General features: G+C 36.1%; 24 protein-coding genes and 2 pseudogenes. 2 read left to right on the forward strand and 24 right to left on the reverse strand.

The annotated features are described in order from the left end of the window. Positions 1 to 67: 67 nt before the first annotated feature. From ABUA34_RS03535 to ABUA34_RS03550, 4 genes are all read right to left on the reverse strand, one after another. Positions 68 to 400 (reverse strand): excisionase, encoded by a 333-nt coding sequence (locus ABUA34_RS03535; RefSeq protein ID WP_444108083.1) that lies wholly within the window; start codon positions 398 to 400, stop codon positions 68 to 70. Positions 401 to 576: 176 nt separating this feature from the next. After that, positions 577 to 2,010 carry a relaxase/mobilization nuclease domain-containing protein gene (locus ABUA34_RS03540; RefSeq protein WP_349822841.1) on the reverse strand — a complete coding sequence of 478 codons (1,434 nt, stop codon included), beginning with the start codon at positions 2,008 to 2,010 and terminating at the stop codon, positions 577 to 579. 14 nt (positions 2,011 to 2,024) lie between these two features. Further along, positions 2,025 to 2,360: a plasmid mobilization protein gene (locus ABUA34_RS03545; RefSeq protein WP_118669647.1), complete on the reverse strand. Its 336-nt coding sequence runs from the start codon at positions 2,358 to 2,360 to the stop codon at positions 2,025 to 2,027. A gap of 13 nt (positions 2,361 to 2,373) precedes the next feature. Next, positions 2,374 to 3,210, reverse strand: a complete 837-nt coding sequence (locus ABUA34_RS03550) for a DUF6017 domain-containing protein (RefSeq protein WP_243102804.1) — start codon at positions 3,208 to 3,210, stop codon at positions 2,374 to 2,376. Between the two features lie 411 nt (positions 3,211 to 3,621). Between ABUA34_RS03550 and ABUA34_RS03555 the strand changes: the two genes are divergently transcribed. Then, positions 3,622 to 4,434 carry a helix-turn-helix domain-containing protein gene (locus tag ABUA34_RS03555; protein ID WP_118669646.1) on the forward strand — a complete coding sequence of 271 codons (813 nt, stop codon included), beginning with the start codon at positions 3,622 to 3,624 and terminating at the stop codon, positions 4,432 to 4,434. Between the two features lie 54 nt (positions 4,435 to 4,488). Here ABUA34_RS03555 and ABUA34_RS03560 read toward each other — a convergent pair whose 3' ends face one another. The 9 genes from ABUA34_RS03560 to ABUA34_RS03600 all read right to left on the reverse strand — a co-directional run bounded on the left by ABUA34_RS03560 (position 4,489) and on the right by ABUA34_RS03600 (position 13,224). Continuing rightward, positions 4,489 to 4,941, reverse strand: a complete 453-nt coding sequence (locus ABUA34_RS03560; protein ID WP_118669645.1) for a GNAT family N-acetyltransferase — start codon at positions 4,939 to 4,941, stop codon at positions 4,489 to 4,491. Further along, the gene (locus ABUA34_RS03565; RefSeq protein WP_118669644.1) at positions 4,938 to 5,714 is read right to left on the reverse strand and encodes a P-loop NTPase family protein; all 777 of its coding nucleotides are present in this window, start codon (positions 5,712 to 5,714) and stop codon (positions 4,938 to 4,940) included. The genes ABUA34_RS03560 and ABUA34_RS03565 overlap by 4 nt, the downstream gene beginning before the upstream one ends. Positions 5,715 to 5,732: 18 nt before the next feature. Further along, a complete protein-coding gene (gene abc-f / locus ABUA34_RS03570; RefSeq protein ID WP_118669643.1) occupies positions 5,733 to 7,262 on the reverse strand; it encodes a ribosomal protection-like ABC-F family protein in 1,530 nt (509 codons plus the stop codon). Between the two features lie 424 nt (positions 7,263 to 7,686). Next, a complete protein-coding gene (locus ABUA34_RS03575; protein ID WP_349822842.1) occupies positions 7,687 to 8,745 on the reverse strand; it encodes a hypothetical protein in 1,059 nt (352 codons plus the stop codon). Between the two features lie 86 nt (positions 8,746 to 8,831). After that, the gene (locus tag ABUA34_RS03580) at positions 8,832 to 9,095 is read right to left on the reverse strand and encodes a hypothetical protein (RefSeq protein WP_118669781.1); all 264 of its coding nucleotides are present in this window, start codon (positions 9,093 to 9,095) and stop codon (positions 8,832 to 8,834) included. Further along, positions 9,079 to 9,492 (reverse strand): hypothetical protein, encoded by a 414-nt coding sequence (locus ABUA34_RS03585; RefSeq protein WP_349115487.1) that lies wholly within the window; start codon positions 9,490 to 9,492, stop codon positions 9,079 to 9,081. The genes ABUA34_RS03580 and ABUA34_RS03585 overlap by 17 nt, the downstream gene beginning before the upstream one ends. Positions 9,493 to 9,494: 2 nt before the next feature. Further along, on the reverse strand, positions 9,495 to 10,364 hold the full coding sequence (locus ABUA34_RS03590) for a TIR domain-containing protein (RefSeq protein ID WP_182439181.1): 870 nt from the start codon (positions 10,362 to 10,364) through the stop codon (positions 9,495 to 9,497). A gap of 10 nt (positions 10,365 to 10,374) precedes the next feature. Then, entirely contained in the window at positions 10,375 to 12,321 is a 1,947-nt protein-coding gene (locus tag ABUA34_RS03595; RefSeq protein ID WP_349822843.1) for a S8 family serine peptidase, read from the reverse strand. A gap of 294 nt (positions 12,322 to 12,615) precedes the next feature. Further along, complete coding sequence (locus ABUA34_RS03600) at positions 12,616 to 13,224, reverse strand: hypothetical protein (protein ID WP_349822844.1); 609 nt, start codon at positions 13,222 to 13,224, stop codon at positions 12,616 to 12,618. A 295-nt stretch (positions 13,225 to 13,519) separates the two neighbouring features. Between ABUA34_RS03600 and ABUA34_RS03605 the strand changes: the two are divergent. Next, positions 13,520 to 14,793 (forward strand): annotated as a pseudogene (locus ABUA34_RS03605) (IS110 family RNA-guided transposase). 155 nt (positions 14,794 to 14,948) lie between these two features. Here ABUA34_RS03605 and ABUA34_RS03610 read toward each other — a convergent pair. The 11 genes and pseudogenes from ABUA34_RS03610 to ABUA34_RS03660 form a co-directional block, all read right to left on the reverse strand. Further along, the gene (locus tag ABUA34_RS03610) at positions 14,949 to 15,239 is read right to left on the reverse strand and encodes a DUF7669 domain-containing protein (protein ID WP_118669776.1); all 291 of its coding nucleotides are present in this window, start codon (positions 15,237 to 15,239) and stop codon (positions 14,949 to 14,951) included. A gap of 572 nt (positions 15,240 to 15,811) precedes the next feature. Beyond that, positions 15,812 to 16,633, reverse strand: coding sequence for a hypothetical protein (locus tag ABUA34_RS03615; RefSeq protein ID WP_349822845.1), 822 nt, complete (start codon positions 16,631 to 16,633; stop codon positions 15,812 to 15,814). Between the two features lie 130 nt (positions 16,634 to 16,763). Next, positions 16,764 to 16,976 carry a tyrosine-type recombinase/integrase gene (locus ABUA34_RS03620; protein WP_349822846.1) on the reverse strand — a complete coding sequence of 71 codons (213 nt, stop codon included), beginning with the start codon at positions 16,974 to 16,976 and terminating at the stop codon, positions 16,764 to 16,766. Between the two features lie 227 nt (positions 16,977 to 17,203). After that, the gene (locus ABUA34_RS03625) at positions 17,204 to 18,013 is read right to left on the reverse strand and encodes an endo alpha-1,4 polygalactosaminidase (RefSeq protein ID WP_349822847.1); all 810 of its coding nucleotides are present in this window, start codon (positions 18,011 to 18,013) and stop codon (positions 17,204 to 17,206) included. Positions 18,014 to 18,346: 333 nt separating this feature from the next. After that, positions 18,347 to 18,460: pseudogene (locus tag ABUA34_RS03630) on the reverse strand (transposase); the annotation flags it as partial. Further along, positions 18,448 to 18,867, reverse strand: coding sequence for a recombinase family protein (locus ABUA34_RS03635; protein WP_349822848.1), 420 nt, complete (start codon positions 18,865 to 18,867; stop codon positions 18,448 to 18,450). The pseudogene ABUA34_RS03630 and the gene ABUA34_RS03635, both read right to left, overlap by 13 nt. Positions 18,868 to 19,061: 194 nt before the next feature. After that, entirely contained in the window at positions 19,062 to 19,763 is a 702-nt protein-coding gene (locus ABUA34_RS03640) for a hypothetical protein (RefSeq protein ID WP_349822849.1), read from the reverse strand. 81 nt (positions 19,764 to 19,844) lie between these two features. Further along, a complete protein-coding gene (locus ABUA34_RS03645; RefSeq protein WP_349822850.1) occupies positions 19,845 to 20,651 on the reverse strand; it encodes a hypothetical protein in 807 nt (268 codons plus the stop codon). A 65-nt stretch (positions 20,652 to 20,716) separates the two neighbouring features. Next, positions 20,717 to 21,004: a helix-turn-helix domain-containing protein gene (locus ABUA34_RS03650; protein ID WP_022263216.1), complete on the reverse strand. Its 288-nt coding sequence runs from the start codon at positions 21,002 to 21,004 to the stop codon at positions 20,717 to 20,719. Next, the gene (locus ABUA34_RS03655) at positions 20,991 to 21,356 is read right to left on the reverse strand and encodes a type II toxin-antitoxin system RelE/ParE family toxin (protein ID WP_349822851.1); all 366 of its coding nucleotides are present in this window, start codon (positions 21,354 to 21,356) and stop codon (positions 20,991 to 20,993) included. The genes ABUA34_RS03650 and ABUA34_RS03655 overlap by 14 nt, the downstream gene beginning before the upstream one ends. Positions 21,357 to 21,653: 297 nt before the next feature. Beyond that, a complete protein-coding gene (locus tag ABUA34_RS03660) occupies positions 21,654 to 22,991 on the reverse strand; it encodes an aspartate kinase (RefSeq protein ID WP_055280443.1) in 1,338 nt (445 codons plus the stop codon). Positions 22,992 to 23,092 lie beyond the last annotated feature (101 nt).

Consider the following 23,092-nt stretch of genomic DNA (forward strand, 5'->3'; position numbering starts at 1 on the left):
GTAATTCTACCATAGGAGGTCCTTAGTGTCACGACATTTGCCGTTTGTGTCATTATATTTTCTGTTGTCATACTACATACGCTGTGCTTAAATATGTTTCAAACTCAGGTCTTTTTATTCTAATCTGAGTTCCAATCTCCATAATATATTCCGCTCCGGCATTTTCTGCTGCAAGCTGTCTTAGCCTCTTCTCACCTATGCCAAAATAAGATGCTGCTTCCTCTATGGTAAGCAGATATTTTTTCCATACCGGGATCGTCTGTGATGATTTCTTTAACGCTTTGTCCGCTTCTGCAAGTTTGCCATTCAGTCTGGCTATTGCATCATAGGCTAACGGAATACATGCAGGTATTGCTTTGGGTGCCATGTTTATTTCTTGCAAAAATAATACTTCTTTCATTTTTAAATTCCTTTCTTTTCTCAATTTATTTTTTCTTATTAAGTTCTTTATAAAAGATTGCAAGCAATGATATCCGTTAGCGAATATCGATTTTGCTTGTTGGGGACGAATTCCCCAATCCCCCCAAACCTCACCTTCGGCTCGGAGCTGCAAAACACTTTTATCAAAATCAACTCCTATAATGAGGTATCACCTTTCTTCTTTTGAATGTCTTGCTCCAGCCGATTCTGCTCTCCAAGAAAATGTTCTACATTCTGTTTTGCAGATAGAAGTTCCCCCATCTCTGTTCTTGCAATCTTGAATTCTGAATAGATTTGATTTTTCTCTTTAACCAACTTTTGAAATTCTGCATCCAGTTCCCTGATTGTAGGAATCGGTCCATCATATTTTTTGAATGCATCTTTTGCCGCCTGATATAATGTCAATGGTTCTCGATGTTCTTCAAAAAAGTTGGCATCAAATTTCCTTGTCTTATATTCCATATAGATTTTCCTCGACTTAGAATAATTGAAAATATGCTGACGAAGAGCTTTTATTTCGGCCAAACGTGCTTCAATTTCCTTTTGTCTTGCAGATAAATAATCAAATTTATCAGTTGCTTCTTTTGCTGCTTCGCTCAACTTTTCATAATCTCCAAGGCCTTTTTCACTTAAGAAAATCAAAGTTTTGGAAATAGCCTTTATATTGTGAAGCTTTGCCCAACGCTCATATCCAGGACCTTTATTCTTTGCAATGATGCTCTGAATATCAAGAACGGTATCTACCTTCTTTTCCGTTTTTTGCTCCGCTCTCTTCCCTGCAATCACATTTCTTGGATCATCTGAAACAATATCAATTACTTCACCGGCAATTCTCTTTTCAATATCTTTTTCTGTATATCCGTTTCCAAGTGAGCGAAGTCGCAGGAAATTCTTCTGTTCTTTTCCTTTAACAGAAATATATTTTCCCCGTTTAACTTCATAGCCGTTACCTTCAAGTGCTCTTAAAAATTCATCAAAGCTATCTGGCCTTTTCCTCTCAAAAATCGAATCTATCAGATTGCGGATATCATCTCTTTTGGTTTCTTTTTTCGGATAAGTTGTCCGGTTTTGCCACTCCCCCGGCTTCTTCTCAGGAATAACAGAAAGGCCATGTTCCAAGCAGATAAGATCACTTAATCGCCTTAGCGAAAATGACGACAGGAAGAAATTCTTATACTTATGCTGCGCATCCAGTGTGGTGGAATTGTAAACAATGTGGTTATGGATATGTGCCTTGTCCACATGAGTTGCAACAATAAAAGCATGTTTTCCTTTCGTCCATCGCATCGCCGTTTCGTATCCTATCTGGTTTGCCTCTTCCGGTGTAGTTTCACCGGGCTTAAAGGATTGCCTAATCTGATAAGCAATTACATCCTTTTCTTTTGGATTTCTTCCGGTGTTAACCGCATACTGATTCTTTGTGATTTCAAATTCCAAATCCACGGTACTGGGATCACATTCATAAGATGAAACAAATTGCCCGGCTTCGGTCTTCTCATCATTTTTTGCATAATCAGTTCTTTCCTTTAAGCACTGTCCCATACTCCTGCTCTTTTGCAGATGCATGGGAATTAATCTCGTCGCCGCCATAGTACCGTTACCTCCTACTGAATCTTTGCCAGTTCAGAAAAAATGCCACGGAGCAGTTTCTGGATTTCTTTCTGACCTGCGGTAAGTTCTTCAACATCACTCTTATAAACAGCTCCGGTTTCATTTGCATGTTTTGCAATCTGATTTATATTGTTGGAATTGATTCTTGCCAGCCTTTGAATCTCCTGTAAATCACCCAAATCAAGCTTTAAGATATATCCATCCATCGCCATTTTTCTTAAATATGCAGAAGGATGGTTGACTCCTGCCTCCTGCATTCTCTCACTGATACGGGCATATTCACTTTCTGTAACCCTGAAATTAATCTGTTTCGTTCTGTATTCCTTCATTTGTCATTTCCTCCTAAACAAGCCCATTCGCATGGTCATTGTTATACATTGCTTGATAATAATTACTGATTGTCAGTGGTGCATTGTAAAGCGCAGCTAACAGATATTGCTTAATGTTTCTAACCTGTGTGGAATTCTCCTTAAGACAGGACAACACATAGGATATATGGCTATAATCCAGCTTCATAAATCTGCTTTTGACTACCTCTAGTGGCTTGTCATCACCAGCAATCCGTATTGTCTTTCTCTTAGAGCAGACCGTATCAAGAATAAGCTCCATTATTTCCGTAATACTTTCTCTGTCATAAGGATTATCATGATAAAGAGCATCTACACAGAGCTGTTCATCAAAATACTGTTTATATGACCGTCTCTCATCCATATCCACATCTTCATCCGCTGATAAGATAGGATTAGTATTATTAATATCAATATAATTTTTATCAGTATTATTACCTGATGATTTTAAGCACTCTGTAGTGCTGATTTTCAGCTCTCCGGAATGATGATTTTCATCACTCTTGAATGCTGAAAACAGATTATCTGCAAAGTTCATAACATAGATAATATCCGGCTTTCCAAGCCCTTGTTTCTTACGTTCAAGCAGTCCCGCTTTTTCTAATTCACGCAATAACTTAGTTGCCTTTTGATGTGCACATCCCAACGCTTCCTGTATGCTTTCTAAAGTGCAGTAGATAAATACCCTGCCGGCTTCATCTTTCCATTCGTTCATTGCTGACAAAGATACCCGGTCTAAAAGAATTCCATATAGAATCTTTGCTTCCGCCGATAAATCTTTGTATTCGTCACTTTGGAAAAATGCTTTTGGTGTTCTATAGAAAGCAAACAACTGCGCTTGATCTCCATAAAATTAATTAAATCGCTTCTTCATCTTTCCTCCTGTTAATATTTCTTTTTGTCGTCTCCCCTCCTCAATTCCTGGCAGGTAACCTCTGGTTTCTTTAGCCCTGTGGACTGTTTTGGACTGTGCCGTTATCACGACCTTGGCTCGCTCACGGTTTTCCGGTCATCGCTTAGCTTCCCCGAATCGGTATTGATTTGGAACGCTCATTTAGTTTTTTTGTTTGTATAGCGATTTTCTCAAAATCAGAGGCCGCATCCCGTATATCCAAAAGGTAGGATTTTTTGCAAAAAAATAAGAATTTCCACGCTTATGGAAATCCTTGTTGATGTGAACTGTTGTTCTGCTGTATAATGTGTCGGTAACCTTTTGTGAGTATAAATGAAAGAAGTGATATAGATGAATTGCAAGCTAACGCTTGGAGAGAAATTAAAAGATTTAAGAACAGCTGCAGGGCTGTCCCTAGTAGAACTTGAAGAAGCTACCGGAATATCAAAATCCGCACTTGGCAGCTATGAAAGTGATGATACCAAGAAGGAAATAACCATTGCACCACTTATTACCTTGGCAAAGTATTATGGAGTAACAACTGACTATCTACTTGGTATGACAGATAATAAAGAACAGCATCTATTTCCGGTTGATGAACTTGGTCTCGATGATGCCACTGTAAAAATACTGAAAAGCGGTGATTTAAATGTCAGGCTTATTTGTGAAATGATTAAGAATCCTGCTTTTGCTAATTTCATGTCTGATATGGAGATTTATGTTGATAATCTAGCTGCTATGCAGATTCATAACATGAACAAATATATTGAATATACCAGAGCAAAACTTCAAGAAAAAGGGACGAATACTAGCGACCACTTCATGAAAACGCTTGAAGCTGCCACTATAAAGGAAGATGACTATTTTGCAAATCTTCTCGGCAACGATATCACCGGAATTGCAAAGGATATTAAAGAAGCTCATAAAAAAGATTCCAATACCGGAAGTGACACAACCGAAGTTGATGAAATCGAAGATGCCTTTGAACAGGTACAGAAGGCTGATAATGCTACACAGGCTCAAATGATTATGTACAGTAAAATGTTCAAAATCAACTTTTCCAAAATGGATCCCCATGAATTCAAGACCTTTACAGATATTCTTCAAAGATATTCAGACGCTTTTAAGGTGCCAAAAGGCAATGGAAGAGGCAAAAGAAAATAGACTTTACTACAACAAAAGGCAGATTAATACCATCTGCCTTTTGTTGTTATATTACTATCTGTGAATGTACATTCTTGTCTTTTCCGGTTCACCATCCCCTTGAACCATACATACGAATTCCCATCCATAACGTTCATAGAAACCAATGTGGTCCGTCACTAAATATAAGGTTGCTACTCCTTTGTTTGCCATATCATCAACTACTTTATTTAGCAGTTTTCCGGCTAATCCCTTTTTACGATGTTCTTCTTCCGTGTATACAGCGCATACATTCGGAGTCAAATCCTTTCTATCATGAAAGTCATTATCTATTACCCCAAGCCCAGCAACTATGTTTTCACCATATAAGCATAACCACCATCCATTCTCTGTCTTACCTGATAAATATGCTTCCATACATTCCAAGTATGCCTCTGTCGGTACGCCCCACTTGCAATGAAACCACTCAGCTGCAATTGGCGCTAATTCTGGCCTTTCTCTTAATATTATAATTTTATATTCGTTCATATATTTGTGTTCTCCAGTCCTATTTTCCTTTCTATAATTTCATAATATCCCTCAAAAACTTCTCGAAGAATTCTTCTTTCTAAATCCACTCTGTGCTCCAGATGCTTAACTAACCCTTCCATTCCTATATAGCCATGCGCTTTGAAGAATGGTGCTCCTTCAAGATATTTTATCATAACAGGAAACCACATCTCATTTCCAGCCTCATCACTTCTCTCTTTTTTTATTATTTCTTCAGCCTCTCTGACATTGTCTACAGAAAGATAAATGATTTTATATTTTTTACCTTTAAGCGTATCCTTTACTCTCCTATAAAAATCCACTATTTCATCGTCATTCATCTGTAAATATAAAATCTGATTCTCAATAATGTTCTGAAAAATAGAGCATTCAAATAATTGATTGTCCTCGCTCCAGCTAGTAAATCTACTTAAAACAATTTCTTCAAATTCTGCCTTAGATTTTAGTCCATTGTATATCTCATACTGCTCCAGTTCTTTATGGAAGTCAGGAATATCTGTGATGATTCGTGTATATGTAATAATATACATTTCACCTTCCTTCACCGTATTCTTTTTTATTTCTCCTGCAAGATTGGCATATTTCTTTATTATTATTTCATATTGTGAATGCGAAACATATGCACACCACGCCAGTTCAACTGGCGAAAAGTCGCCTTCTCTATACGCTTTAAGTTTAGGATTGTCCTGAGTCATTTTTTCAAGCATGGTGGTCTTTCCAGAACCTTGTATTCCTTCAATAAAGTAATTCATATAGCCACAATCTCCCTTCTATAATCTAATAACCTTATTTGCTATTTTTTCTTTAAAAGTCACATCATGCTCTACCAAAAGCATGGTCGGTCTATAAGTTTCAATAAGCTTTTCTATCTGCATTCTTGTAAAAACATCAATGTAATTAAGGGGTTCATCCCATATATATAAGTGTGCTGATGTGAGTAAACTTGCAGCAATCAGAACTTTTTTCTTTTGCCCCTCTGAATACTGTTCCATCGGCTTTACAAACTGGACTCTCTCAAAATCTAATTGTCGAAGAAGTGATAAGAAAAGCGTGTAATCAAGCCCCTGTAATTCACAGTAATCCTTAAGAAAGCCCTTTAAATGGGATGTATCTTGGTTAATGTATGAAATAACTAGATTCTCAGGAACTTCGAGTATTCCTTCCCCTTCATAATTTGCATTCTCTTTAACAATTCCACGATTCATATCAAGAATTGCCTTAATAAGACTTGATTTGCCGGAACCGTTTTCACCATCAATAACTACGCGGTCGCCATTATTAATTTCAAAACTTAATCCATCAAATACATTATTATCTGAATCCTTATATTTAAACGAATAATCTCGCCCAAACAGCAAACGCTCTTTATGATATTTAAGTGGCATTAATTTAAGGTCCGTCACCTCTTCGATGTCATTTAAAAGTCCTTCTTTTTTTTCAATTTCTCTGTCAATCCTACCTTCGTAAGCCTTCACCCGCTTTTGCATTTTCTTGGTTTTGGCACCAATATATCCTCTAGTATCTATAGACCGGTCGTGCTCCTTAATGGGATCAAATCCTATCTTTGTGTTTTCACTTTTCTCTGCCCATCTGCCTGCTCTTTCTGCTGCTACCTCAAGTTTTCCGATTTCTTTAAGATGCTTTTCATTCTCAACACGTGCATTGCTATCAGCTTTTTCCTTATTCTCCCACCACGAGCTAAAGTTACCTGTCTGAACTTCAATTGAAGCGCGATTAAGTACCAACACATGGTCAATACAAGCATCAAGCACATCACGATCATGAGAAACCAAGATAAATCCCTTCTTTTTCTTAAGGTAACTTTTGACTATCTCCCTAGCTTCTTTATCAAGATGATTTGTTGGTTCATCTATCAAAAGGAAATCGTTGCCGCCGGAGAATAATATTGCAAGCATTATCTTCGTTCTTTCGCCAAAACTTAATGTACCAAAAGGTCTGTACAAAAGTTCTGCATCGATAGACAATTCCGGCAATTCACACATAACCCTCCAGATTTCTACTCCAGGCTTCCAGGATTCTATAAGCTCGCCGGCAGTTTTAGTCAGCTCTTCTGAATTAACAATGTACGGAAAGTAGTCAAAAATCGTATTGGTACTAATATTTCCTTCATATTCATATTTCCCAAGAAGCAAATTTAAAAATGTTGTTTTACCCTTTCCGTTTCTTCCGACAAAACCTAACCTCCAGTTGGTATCAATAGAAAAAGAGGTATTCTCAAATACATTATCGAAACTACCTTCATATGCGAAGGTAAGATTATTTACATTAATTTGTGCCATATATTTTCCTCCTTCGCCTGCCCTCAATACATAACAGCATTCATTGTACACGACATGCATAACAAAAGGGGGTCTATCTTGCATACGCAAAATAGACCCGCAAAAATAACTCTATATTTATCCTACGATAAGTATAAAGTGAATTCGGATGCGATAATCTAATTTAAGCGTACACAAACAGCCCGCCATCGGCAGGACTTAAAACTAAATGTGATAACTTAAACTAAACTATCTAATTCTCATTTCTTCACCTTACACTCAATGTGCTCTTTCTTTTTGTTTATTGTCGAAATAATACCATTGTATATGACCAATGTCAATATGCCAATTTGTTTTGGACTATGACTCAAGTTATTCAAATTGCTTTACCTTTTACAATTATTCTTTTGTCTCAATGCTATTAACAACAATGATAATCAGTGTATTAACTTTTCAATCTCAGCAGATACAATATTGAATATGCACGATTATATAAATACTCTATAAACTGTGAATCATTCAATGGTTCTCTTTTCTCCTTAGCAGCATTTAAATAATCATTATGTCTTACATCAAAATATTCATTGGATAACTTCATTAATTCATCCAATTCTTTTTTCACAACCGCATAAACTTTGCCATCCATATTATCGCTCACACTCAGAGCCAACGCTTTATACTGTTCATTTCTAGTATCTCCTTTAGTTGATATTAGATATTGAAGCGCATCTATAATAAAATCTAATGCGCTTTTCTTTTCCATTATATCTTTACTATTAATCATTTCCTCCGAAAACTGTATTTTTCGTTCAAACATTCTATAATTAATAATTTTATCAATAGGAGAAGTTGATTTATAGCCTTGCTTTATTACAATCCCATTTTGCAACCTATATGGCAATTTGAATATTTTAAATCTATCATTAACCTCTATAGTAAATTTATAATGGCATTCTCCCGTGTTAATTATCCAGTGCTTATATGCGATCTCTATAAAAGCCTTTATATCTACAAAGTCACCAGTATTATTCTTTAACGAACTTGGATAAACTGTACCTCTATATAAAGTAAATTCATGGTCATAATCCAATTCTATGAACCACATTCCTCCATCCCAATTATCCCACCGCAAATATTTACCATCTAACAATTCCAAGCCAGGTAATTCTGTTTCGAACCAATGAATAAATGAATTCCAAAATCTTTTCTCCTTAACATTTTCTTCGATTCCTTTACCTTTATATTCAATTCCATTATCAGCCAAATACTTTATCAGCATTGCTCTCACAATATTTGCATCACGTATTTCCGTTCCTGTTCTTATCAACACACTCGTTTGTAAATTTGGTATATCATTCTCAAAAACATTTGATATTTCAATAACAAGATCAAATATTTCATCATTTGAACCTATTGTCGCGTTATAAGTTTCAATTGCAGTATCTATTTTTCTTATGTATTCATTTATAAATTCCTCTTTAACGGAATTAATTATATCTGGCATTATTTCACCTCTTTTTAAATGACAGTAACCATGCCTACGCCATTTCTGACTTAGGCGGCAGGTCAAGGCAGTATTAATCAAATATCTCATTTATGGTAATATTCAAATAATACACACTGTTTTTCCTGCCTAAGTGCATACATCTCCTCATATTCATTTTCACTCAAAGTTGTATAATGAACTGGAATATTAAAAGTATCATAAATGGCTTCTGCCAAAACATCTTTTAGGCGTTTCATTGCATCATAATTTGCAATGCTATATATAAGAATTAAATCAATGTCATTTGCTTCTTCTGTATATTGAAACGAACCCATCAAAAAAACATCAGCCTTAACCGATTCTTCCAAATCCGACGCCTGCTCTGTCATTATCCTCTCTATCAATTGGCCTAATATATACACTTGGTTTTGCACAATTTAAAGCCCCCATAAATTCACTCATAGTAAAAACGCCAATTCCATTTCTTCTACCTAATTCATATGCATCTTGCGTCACCCTATTCCAATTTGAAATTGTAACAAGGCAATCTATTTGATACTCACTTGTTATTTCATAATAATCCGATACACTAAGCGCATAATAATTTGATACAAATACAAATATTGGTGGTAAATCTTCTCTTTGTATTTCGTAATAACTATCACTTATTTTTTTACATCTAAGCACCTTATTATGTCCGTACATAGCGCTCTCAAAGTACTGTATACTTTCCACTCTTGGAAATTTTATAAATTGATCTGGCATATTTATTTCTCCCCCTTAATCATCTGCTCAAATTCTACCGGAAACCTTGGAGTTCCCTCTCGTATAATTTCTCCTTTATTACAACTTTCAAAAGCTTCGGCATGAATTTTAAATTTCTTGTATACTTCCACTTCTTCCATAGAAAGAACCGAAATATTACTTTCAAAAGCTTCCACTATTTTTCTATTATTGGGAATAATAATATTTTGCTTAAACTGATTCCATGTATTGATAGCTGATGACATAGGGTTATTAATTGCAACCAACGAATCTGGACCAAATTGTTCTAGGATTTGTTTATTCTCACAAAGCAAAATCTGTGTTTCCCTGAACAAATCCGTTTTCTTTTTATTCCCGCAAAAACCAATGCTCTTCTTTCTTGGCTTTGTTTTTTTATTTGCGACATCCGGAAAATCTATAATAGGTTCATCTAACAATTTAGAAAACAAATCATCCCACTGCTCATCGTCAGATAGATACACTATTTCCCTATTGCCTAAAGCAGCTGGATTAATCCTAGTTACAACCTCATCATTAATTGGGACAAACGATGCAAAAATAAATTTCTTAGGACATGTTTTTATCTCTTCTAATATTATCCTATACTCATCGCCTACACCTCCTATAAATTGGTCAGCACGCTCTTTATATTTTGGTGTCAATAATACAATTACCTTATTGGCATTTGGAATCATTTTAGCCATCATTTCATTAAAATCCACTGCCGTTTCCTTTTGCTTTAAATATTCATCCATTATGGCATCATAGCCATGCTTTTCTCTTAAACAACTTACAAATGCCACCACTTTTTTATTAAACTCATCGCTATCGTGTGCATAGCTAACTGCCACAACCAAATTATCTGTATTCATGACTATCTCCTTACTCAAACTCAATTTCTTCCTCAGCCCGTGTATAGATATCAACCTGATTCTGAACATCAAGTCTTGTTACAAGCCAGTTACGTGCCATACAACTCTTAATAAACTCATTTATTCTGTTTTTACCGTACATTTCCTTGAGAGTAATAACTAGGCCAAACTGCAAAGCCTCTTTATTCTTTGTCGTCACACGATCTTTGGTTAAAATACTGATTCCCCACATCCCTGATTCGTAGGATTTTCTTGGAACAGCACGCCCCTTTATTTCTTCACATACACGTTTGACATTATCCCATTTACGATATATTTCTCGTGCATCTTCTTCATAAAGAACTTGCCCCTCTTCGGATTGCTTATTATCGTCAATTGTTTTCAATTTTCCGTTTGGCTGAACTCGACCGAAATGAATATCCATTTCAGTACTAGTATAGTCAACGCCCTGATTACGGTCACAATGAGGAAAATATATCATTACAGCACGCGCATAAAATGGATGTTTTCCATCTACAACCAGGACAGGCAAATTATAATTGTATGTTTCATAATCCTCTGTTGTTCCGGTGATGAAAAATTTTATTTCATCATCACTTGTGCTTAAAACATCCTCAATTCGTTTAGGAACTACTCCATATCCTATAGAATCAGATATTCTACCGTTCGCACTCCACTTTGCGGCAGAATCTATTAGTAGAGCCTTTGCAACTTCTCTTGTTAATCCCATTACATGAATCAAGTATGCCATTTTTCGAGTAATCCAAGGGGCTGCAAATGAAGTTCCCGCTTTATAAATTGCCCCCATGTTATCTATGCATAGTGCAATCTTTGTGTCCTGCCTGTTTCCATCTCCTCCGTAGTAGCTGACATCAGGCTTATGGAAAAAAGACAATACCGGTCCTCTTCTCGAATAAGAAGCACTTTCATTTTCCATTGTTACAGAATTTACAACCATTGCATTTAATGAATCTGCCGGTGATCCTACTTTCATTTCAGGATGAACTAAACCATCTGGAGTATTAGTTCCTGCAACAATAAAGATTACGTCATATTCACTTTGAATGCGATCAAGCTCAGCTGCTTCAGGTGATATAAAATTATCCTTGATAGGTTCTGGCGAACCCAAAGAAAGATTCCAAACCTTTATATCAGGATTATTAGCCACAATTTCTCTAATACTCCTCAGAATAGCAAATGAACTAAATCCACTCTGTGTCGCTACTCCAAAGTGACGAACTCTAAAACGACCACAACCATCATCAAGCTTAGGATTACCTTTCGGCCCATCAACAATGATTGATGTTACAGCTGTTCCATGGTAATAGTCCTTTTTTTCAAGCTGAATATCGTTTGAAAGCATATTCTTATATTCCACCCATTCATGAAAATATACCTTCTCATTGAACTGAGTATCTATAACACCGACAATTGGCTCATTACCTGGTACAGGTATTTTTCGTTCACTATCAAAGTCAATTTCTTCATCATCGACAATATCTTCTAATTTCACTTGAGTTAAATCCGTAACACTCATTGAAATAAGATAAGGTGCACGTCTATACAAGGTCTGCATCTGTCCTGGTTCCAACAAAAGTGTGGTTCCATCAATGATTTTATCTTTAGATACAGTAATTCCAAACTTTTCAAGTAGTTCTGTTGTTTCAACGTCTGTTTTGTAAATTGTTACAAGCATATTCTGGGTTACATCGTCACTCGGTCTATCAACTATTTTAGTACAAGCCTTAACCGCGTCAGCCGTTATCTCTTTAGGATGATTAAAATGTGTATTTATCCATAATGGCTTATACTTTTTAAAAATATTTATCAAATCATCGGTTATCCGCATTGGATTTACCACAATAGCTCTTGTACCAATTCTTATTATTTCTATATGTTCTATTTCTTGAAGAGTTGACAATATCTCATCTAATTCATTGTCACCTATCTTATTCATCTAAACCCTCTCCCATAACGAAATAAAGTTTATTTCTCGAGAATATTAACCTTGCTTAATCAAATTATACAATTTAATTTATCTCGCCGCTGCTTCATTATCTACAAGCATACATGCCAACAAGATTCTTAACAAAAAACATTTTAATCACAACAGTATAACCTCTCAGCTCTAATATGTCTATGCTCCTATACAAACAAGCCAAAAGCATAATACAAAATGAATCTTTTTCACCTAATATTATCTATTAATTCTTCGATAACACCATAATACTTTACGTCAAGTGAATACCCCTTATTGAATTCCCTCAGAAGATAGGCAATATCTTTTTTTGTAATCTCCACTTAAAGTTTCAACACTCCTCGTCTTATTTAGAATAAATTCATAAATTTCCTGAAGAATACTGTATCCTAGCTCTTCATTTCCCCCTATCCACTTAATAAGCGAACGATGAAATAATCTTTGCATATTCTCCCAATCATCTGTATTCTCTTCTTCTAAAATATTGGTGCATCTCACCACCTTTTCCGCAATATCTCCATCCGTAAAAGCCACACCAATCACATCACAATCATTAATCTCTTCTCTTGTAATTTTATCTCTAAAATCCAAATCCAAACACAATCCATCACTATAAATAACTATCAGAATCCCCAATGGTCTTTGCGTTCTGCTTATTAGAACAACTTCTCCAAAATTAAATATAAATTCTCTCACCAGCTCCTTATCCATCCTTTTTAACACCAAATCTATATCGGAAAATTTATGAGCGGTATCTTTTTGAATTGAACCTTTCAATATCGCCTTGCAGTTTTTTTCTTGAAAAAAACAAAAAGCATACTCTAAAAACTGCTTATGCGTATCCGATGGACACTTTTTTATAATATTTTTCTTAATGTTCATACTAATCTCCATTCCGCCGCCTTCGGCTGGCGGCACAAATAGTAATGAAAGTGTTACAAATTCTACTCCGTGATGTAAAACAACTTAAAAGAAACTACACTACAAAGCACGGGAGGAGGAGTTGTAATAACTTTCTTCGTTTTAGACAGCATACTAATCAGTGTAAGTTCTGCCTTTTCAAGCACAAATAAGTGGCGCCATGAGCCCGTACACTAAGAATTGTTTTAACTTCTTCGTTAAATTGTGTGGCAGTTCAGTCAATGGCTTCTTATCTTTTACGAAAGGAGCATTTGCTATGAAAGTTACTTATCAAACCTGTTGTGGTGTCGATGTTCACAAATCATTTCTCGTTGCCACAATAGTAAAAACTACTGGCGGTATTGAACCTTCTTATCAAAAGAAACGCTTTTCTACATTCAACAATTTTATTCTTGAATTTAAGCAATGGTTGCTAGAAAACAATTGTCATGATGTCTGCATGGAATCTACGGGTAAATACTGAGTTCCTGTCTTTAATCTTCTTGAGGATGAAATCAATGTCGTAATTGCTAACCCTAAATGGGTAAAAGTTGTCAAAGGCAACAAAGATGACACCAAAGATTCTAAATGGATTGGAGATTTATTCCGTCTTGGACTTGTAAAAGGCAGTTACATTCCTTGCAAAAAAAACGTATTCTTAGAGAATACACAAGATATCGTTATAAACTTATTTCCTGCCGTTCCAGCGAAAAGAATCGATATCAGAATGCACTTACTGTTTGTAATGTCGCACTAGACTCTGTAGTTTCCGATATCTTTGGGAAGTCATCCACATCCATTATTGATTATCTACTTCAACAATCGGATACTTCTATCAACCACGAAGAAATCGCTTCAAAACTTCTTAGGAGCCTCAAATCCAAAGAAGATTCTGTGATTGAATCCATAGAAGGATATCAGATGACTGATTCCCAAAAATATCGCATGTGCCTCGTCCGCGCACATATGAATTATATCATAGCAGAAATCAATGATGTAGACTCTATGATAGAAAATTTGATTTCTTCTGATCCTGATTATGAAAATGCTATCCAGTTTCTTTCTACCATTCCGGGTGTTAAACGTGATAGTGCAATCACTATCATCTCCGAAATAAGTATTGATATGTCTCAATTCTCCAGTTCCAAACGTCTCTGTTGCTGGGCTGGTTTAACACCAGGAAGCAACGAATCTGCTGGTAAGAAAAAATCTGTCCGTATAACACGTGCCGGTGTTTACCTCAAACCTGCATTAATACAGTGTGCCCATGCAGCCGTGAAATCGGATAAATCTCCTTACCGCAAAAAGAAATATGAATCTCTTGCGAAACGTCGTGACAAGAAAAGAGCCATTATCGCTATTGCTCGTATGATTCTTACCGCTATCTACCAGATGCTGTCTACTGGAGAAGTTTGGAATCCGAGCGACTTATACAAAATCGATATGCCTATACCACTTGTTGAAAAACAAAAAGCTAAGGCTATCAAACAAGCCAAGCCTTGTCTTCCTATATGCAATACCGTGAATCACAAATGGAAAATTCTACTTTAACAACAAATAAAGAAACAGCATGTGACGATATGTCACTTGAAAACCATAATATGGATTTAGAAACCACCAAAAATCGATTACTATTGTTTAATGATACATTACAAAAAAAGAAAGGGAATGACTAATCCAGTCATTCCCTTCTTACTTGATAGGAACTAGAACTTATCATCCTGCTCCACTTCCTTAATTTCCGTTTCCCAATTTATAACTTTATATTTGCCGTTACCAATCTTTTCATAATCATCATACATTGGTTTATAACACCGGGTAGGAATATTCGCACAACATCTATATGTTAGATGAGCACTCACAGTTCCTTCCGGATACTTACCTCCACTCCTACGCATAGCTGCAATGGCTTCAGCTCTACTAAACTCATTTTCTCCAGTTTCAATAACAAAAGCTCGCATAACTGCAAGTAATTCCTCTCGACAATTTTTATACATATGTATTCTCCAATCTCAATTTTATTATGAGTTTGGGCTCTTAAAATCATCGTTTCACAAGTGGTAAATAAGTGGTAATCGTTAATTACCGTTGAAATATTTCCCACAGAATCAAGGTTTTCACTGGATATTCAAATGCTGCCCCAATAGTTGCCGTTACCAGTTTTTAAAAAAATCCACTTCTGTAATCTTACGCTAAAATATACCTCATTTCAGTACATTTTCAGCCCTAAAAAACTGCCTTTCAAAAGTGGTAAACAGGTGGTAAACTTTTTTCAAAAATTGGATTTTTGCCCGTAAATCAAGGCTTTTTCAAAGAAGTTAGTATAGTGCCGTGGCAGATGAAGAGTACTTTAATCATAAATTTCTCCTGTTCTGAAATGCCCTGTATTGCCGTGTTTTGCGTTGATTTATCGACTTTTCCGGGCATCGTATTTTTATTTTCTAAAACTACACTTTTTGCAAAATAATGCAAAACGGAGCAAACGGATGCCTTGTGTAGTAGACAAATCGTAGTCAGTTAAGGGGGGGCAGACTACGGATGGAGGTGTGCATTATTTATAATTTTAATGTTAATCCTCGTTGTCTAATTTCAACTGATTTTCGTAACCATATAATATCTCCCTTATATCTACTCTACTCCAACAAAAATGGCCTCCCTTACTACTATTATTTAAAGGATAATGAATTCCGTCACACTTCCCAAGCAAAGTTAAATCCTTTGGACGATTTCTCCTCGAGCTCTCATAAATATGCATTTGGTATCTATTACCTGTTTTTCCTATATGAAAGCATACTCTTTTCGATGTACGAAGAGCATCTATACTTTCGGGTTTATCTTTAGTTAAGAAAAAGTATACATCTGCTACTTCATCAGCCACTCCTTTTACATTCCAATCCCTCAAATATATTTTGTTCACATAAAACAAAGCATACCAACCAAGATATTTTTCATAACTCTCTATTTTCTCTTTAATTTGAAAAAAATATACATCTCCCTCTTCCCATCCCAAGACATATGGTTTATGAACAGGAATTTTTTTATATTCCGGCATCGTCTCTTCTAACTGCACTTTCAACTTGTCCAATACCTTACTTCTCTCATACCTAATTCTTTCTGTTTGCCAACGTTGCGATACTCTATCTTCTTCTATCAACTGAAGTGCTATTGTTTTAATTTTCTCTGTCAATCTTCCCTTTTTCCACAACGTATCTGCCAGACCAAAATAAAAATCATATTTGCAGTCGATATCCTCCATGTCCTCCTGATATTCTGATAATATTTCCTTCAGAGCAACTTCATCACTTTTCCCCGACTTAAGTTTTGCAATATAATCTTCTTTCACATCTGCACTTATGTCATTTTGATAAATGCCTACTCCCCATGTTCCCATCAAATCTCTCCTTAACAAAATATTTTTTGTTTTCAATTTACATTATATCGGCCAAGGCATATTTTTACCAGTCAAAAAGGCACCCAAGCTATATGCCTGAGTGCCACCAGTTCCCACCAATATTCTATTATCAAATCACCTTGAACATATTCTGTTTCAAAGGCTTATCATCCTTGTCCGGAATCCCCATCTCTTTTCTTGCATTTTCCAACCCCTGCATCTTCTGAAGTTCTTTCTCCGCATCCTCAAGTCCAACATGGGTGTAAACATTAAGTGTCACGGCAATATCCGAATGCCCCATGAGGTACTGCAATGTCTTAGGATTCATGCCAGATTTCGCCATGTGACGGACGGCTCGCAATGCTATCAACTTTTTAATTCAAATAAGCACCTCCAAAGCTTTATGTTTCTTTTTCAAACTTGCTGGCGGCGAACAGCATTTTATGCTGTTTGCGGACGGCAAGTCCACAGGGGATAGCCGCTTTAGCGGCGCAAGGGGGTGTAGCCACCTTGACAGAACGAAGTGACGAAACTTAATTTGCTCATCTTTTTCGTATTTCTCAACACTCATTATCTAAGTTCAAGGGAACTGGAAATATAAAAATGGAAATCTTGCTCCTTGCAGTATTCTTTTATTTTTTGAATCAGTTTTTGATTAGTTGTATATTCCCAAAGATACACTTCCACCCCATCCGCCTTGCACGTTTCCAAATATTTGCAGAAATAATCTCTCGTCTCGCTCGTTTGTTCACCAAAAGTTCCGCTATCAAAATCAATACTGCTCCATACTGATTCCTGATTTACACCTGTCATAATCTGATCAATCGCCCCATAGCGTTCCCTATATTCCGCCACATAAGTATCTCCACCGTTGATGATGACCGCTTTTCCAAACGTCATTATGTTTTGTAGAATCGCTGTAATGCCTTCAAAAATACTCTCGTGCGGATCGTAATAATATACATCACAATTATCTATAAAGAATCCGTCAACACCTTTTTCATATAGTTCCTGAGAAAGCTGTCCTATAAACTTCTGCCAGTCTGGGTTTGCTACATCTACCCATTCTTCTTCCTCCCAGTGCTCATACTCACCGATTGCCAGTTCCGCATAGGTTGTATAGTACTCCCTGAAGTTTTCAATCGACCCAATATTTAGATATGTATATACGACTGTTCCATTTTGATGGAGCAATTCAATATCCCTTTTCGTAAAATACTGTGCATCAATTACAATCGTTTCATACATTTTAAATCGTTCCAAAGATGAGGCATCCGCATTTAAAAACACCCCATAATCGTTTTTCTCAAATTCCTTTGCTTGATTGGCTTTCACAAAAAAACATACGCCAATAAACATTAGAACAAATAATACAGCCAAGGCTACTGGTTGTTTGGTCCTCTTCCCGCACAATGCCTCCCTCACCCTTTCGGTAATTCTCGTTTTTTCCTCATGACCATCACATTTTACACATTGATGATTATATTTTCCCAGATTTGTTGCTCAATTTGCATTCAAATTATACCATAACACTTGTGAACAGTTCTACCGTCATTTTGGAATATATGAGAAAAGTCCGAACGGTTTTCTGCCCGGACTTTCTCGCTTTTTCTCATAACTTACGCTCCTTTCTTCGGTTTTCACAGAAGTTTTACCATGCGTTTTCTGTGCTTTCTGCCTACGGTGGTTCAGATACATCCGCATTGCAGCCTTTGAATTACGGATCTGATGGATGATACACTGCTGAATCTCTGTTTTTTGATAAACAGCCTCGATTGCCTGTGGAAATCCATTTAAACCATCAACGCATGCAATCAGGAAATCTCTGCCTGAGCCACAGCTGCATATAGTTCTATAAACATATTATTGATGGTTTCCATCAGTATCCTAGCCATAGCATTATCAAGCTTTGATAAATCCATAAGCGTAGTAGGAAGCTCCAGTATTTTTACACAAATACCATTATCCCTGTAATACTGCAATTCCTTTAATGTCTCCTGCTTATTTCTGCCAAGCCTGTCTACCTCAGTAATAATCAACTCGTCACCAGCTCTTAATACATCCTCTTTCAATACCTGATATCTTGGATGATTAAAATTCTTTCCTGTCTGCTGGTCAGTAAATATCTTTTCCAGTTCCAGATTGTTCTGCTCACAATAGGTTGTAATCTCCTTGATGCCTCTGTCTAAATGCTGTTCTCTTGTACTTGTTCTGTGACAACCATATCTCTTCATGATATTAGCTCCTTCCTTAGTCCTGAAATGTGTATTTTTTGAGACCACTAAAAAGGACTGCTAAACAGTCCCAAAATGTATGGACATACCTTTATGGAACATCCCAATATTTATGTATGCTTTTTGACACCACATCCTTAAAAATGAGTATAAAAAAGAAGGTGTATTTCAACCTTCCATAATTAATCTATTCTTTATTTGTATATAATCAACCTTCCTTCTCTATCACACGCAGCATCTTCAAGTTTCATTAATCTTGAAGTTATTATCTTCTCATCATCTGGTAATAGCCTATATGTTTTCTCATGCTTAACAACTTTGTATTCTTTGCCATTATAAAAAATCTTAGCTTCAATTGGTATAGGCTTTCCTTCGTTATCGCAATAACCAGTATATTTAATAGGTTGATTATGCTCATATCTAATCCGATGCAATGTATATGATGTGCCCAATGCTCCATAGATTAAATATGCAACAGCAATAATAGCTTGTACTTCAATTTGTATTTCTAATCCGTTTGCATACTCTATTCCTAGATTTACTGCATATAGTAAAAAATAAACAGTAAAAAGAAAATCAAGTAAAATGTCTATATACGATAATTGCATGTAATAAGCAATATCACATTTTCTATATAAATTTTGAAATAACAGACTGTATGTTATCCATATTCCGAAAATAGCTATTCCACTTTTATGTAATAACATTCTGTATTTTGCGGCTAATAATGGGGCACATGACAGATTTATATATTCCAATACATTCCAATATGAACTACAAAATGCAATAAACAATATTATTATGCATGCCATATACCTAAGTATTCTTAATTTTCTTAAAAATGGCTTATCTCCATTTAAGGATTTCCTTACCATTTCATAAATCTTATCTAACATAGAATCCCCTTTCACCTAAAATGCTCTTCTGTTCTTTAAATCAATTTGAAACGACTCAACATTCACCTATCATAATATTTTCTATTTTACAAAAGGTTCTGTCATTTTATAAATAAATCTCCTCAAAATATATTTCTTATATACTGGATACATTAAATTTCTGTCTTTAAAATATATTTCATTTATATCCTTAGCCTGTATTGGGACAGCTATATCTCTCAATGATTTCTCCAAATCTAATGTAAAACATTTATCATTATCATTTATAAATGTGATTCTAAACTCATTTTGATACTTAAACTTATTTTTATCTTTTTTAAATGGATGCCAATGATTAACACCAGGTTTTATATCGTGATATTCAACAAATCCAAGCTGTGCCTTTTTAATTTCATTCTGTTTTTTTAGTGCTTTTTCTATCCTATCAAAAAACTCTTGCCTATCCAATATAATAATCCCATATTCACCGAACTCTTTAGACATATTATCAGCAAACGGAGAAACCTGTTCATTATCAGAATTTATATACATGGTATAAAAAGACATAACCTTTCTCCTTCTATTTTCAGCTGGTGAGTAGCTAAACACGTTGCTCTTTCTGTATTCCGACATATTATTTGTATAGTCCTCTTCTATCAAGCATACTTGACCATTGATAATTTCATATCTTAATGACGACGTTGATTTCTCAGATTCATTAACAACTATAGCATTTCCCTCATGATGGTCACTTCGTCCTGCATCATCACATCTTGCAAAAAAATCAGATGTATTAAAAAACAGTTTTCCATCGAGAAATCGTTGCTGATAACGGTATTTACTGGTAAATTTCATAAGCAAATAGCCATTATAATCCTTTATCCAATCTCCCATTCCAATATCTATCATTTATCATCCTCCATATTAATTAATAAAATAACCTCACCAGACAACATTCCAGTGAGGTCATATAATCACGCTTTCTGTTTAGGTACAAACTCAATCTTAAGAGCCATTCCCATACCATCCGCTAATCTTTTAAGCAAATTAACCGAAGGATTCCTTGTTCCATTCTCAAGCTTGCTGATATCTGCCTGGTTAATACCAGTACGTTCTGCAAGCTCCTTCTGTGTCATATTCTGAGAAGTACGAGCATCTACTATAGCTCTTATAACATCCATCTCAGGCTGAATAGCTTCATATTCTTTTCTGAACTCATCATCTTTTAACTGCTTAGAAAGCATATCATCAAATGTTCTCATCCTTCATAACCCTTTCTATGAAATCTTTTCTTCTATCCTTTGCAATCTGAATCACCTCTTTAGGAGTTTTCTGTGTCTTTTTAACAAATCCGTTCGTCAGTATTATTTTTCCCTCATAATAGAAAAAATATAAGACTCTGGTAATATCACTCCCGAATTTACAACGCAATTCAAATATTCCGTCATCCAGATGTTTACTGTAAGGTTCTCTAAGCATATTTCCCTTTTCTTGTAATATACCCAGCAATCCAAATATTTTAGCTCGCATCTTAGGATTAACAGAACCAAGAAACTGCTCTACTGGAACTTCGCCATTTTCCTTTTCATATGCTATCAGTTTAAATTCTGTCATATAATCTCCTTTGTAAATATTATATGGCATATATACCATGATGTCAATTATCCATTTAATATATTCATACCGAGCTATTTCTCTAAAAAACGTGTAGTAAGTGTGTAGTAGAGCACTTTTTCAACTAAGAAATGGCTTATTTATGGGCTTTATAGGAGTATCTAGTAATGTTGCCGTGGCAGATGAATAGCACCTTTATCATAGTTCCATCCCACTCCTTTTGCCAGAGAAAGCCACCAATAAAATAGGGGCAAGCACTAATACGTGCCCACCCCTACGATGCTTAGCAATCTGTTATTACTTGTCTGTTATAAATGTGTTGTATATTGCCTTTATAGCTGTATCAAAATCACTGTTCTTTACTCCGATTATGATATTCAGCTCTGATGAACCCTGGTCTATCATCTTTATGTTGATGCCTTCCTTTGCAAGTGCGCTGAACAACTTGCCTGCTGTACCACTTGCTGACTTCATTCCACGGCCTACAACAGCTATAAGCGCAAGTCCTGACTCAATCTCAACTGAATCCGGCTCTGCAAGTCTATGGATGGCAGATATAACTCTCTGCTCCTTGTGTACGAATTCATCAGCATGAACTACGATAGTCATCGTGTCAATACCTGATGGCATATGCTCAAATGAGATATCATTCTCCTCAAATGCCTGAAGCACCTTTCTTCCAAATCCTATCTCTGAATTCATCATAGCCTTCGTAATAAATATTGTGCAGAAATCCTTCTTACCTGCAATACCTGTTACAACATAATCCTGCTTCTGGCAGGTACTCTCAACTATCCAGGTTCCTGCGTCCTCAGGCGCATTTGTGTTGCGGATATTGATTGGGATACCACAGTGGCGTACAGGGAATATCGCATCCTCATGGAGAACTGATGCACCCATGTATGAAAGCTCACGAAGCTCTCTGTAAGTAATATATTTGATCGGCTTTGGATCTGGAACAATACGTGGGTCAGCTACAAGGAAGCCTGAGACATCTGTCCAGTTCTCATATACATCGGCTCTGCTTGCCTGTGCGACTATCGAGCCCGTTACATCTGAACCGCCTCTGGAAAATGTCTTTACCTTGCCATCCTTGCCAAGTCCATAGAATCCTGGAACAACCGCATGCTGTGTCTTGGCAAGTCTCTCACCAAGTACCTTCTCCGTCTTATAGCTATTGAGATTGCCCTCTGCATTGAAAAAGATAACCTCTGCAGCATCTATAAACTCAAAGCCAAGATATGCAGCCATAATCTTACCATTGAGGAACTCTCCTCTTGATGCCACATAGTCCAGTGTGCACATTGGGTCCGGATTGGTAAGATCCTCCAACTGCTTTGTAATCTCCTCAAAATCCTTATCAAGTGAAAAATCCTTGATCTCAAGGCCTGTGATGATCTCATCATATCTGGCCTTGATCGCCTTCACTTCCTCTGTGAAATCATTCCCTGCCTTCGCAGTTTCATACACATGAAGGAGCATATCTGTTACCTTTGTATCATCTGAAAATCTCTTTCCAGGTGCAGAAGGAACAACGTATACACGGCTCTCATCTGATGTGATGATTGCTCCAACCTTTTTAAACTGCTCTGCACTTGCCAATGAACTTCCGCCAAATTTTACTACCTTTTTCATAATTCCACTATTTCCTTTGCCATATTCTTATTTGAATGTCTTTCTTCTTAAGATTCGCTGGCGAATCTTGCCGCAAGCTAGTCAGCTCTGCTGACATATAT

This window comes from Coprococcus sp. RTP21428st1_C9_RTP21428_210409 (assembly GCF_040227395.1).
Lineage (GTDB): Bacteria > Bacillota > Clostridia > Lachnospirales > Lachnospiraceae > Coprococcus > Coprococcus aceti.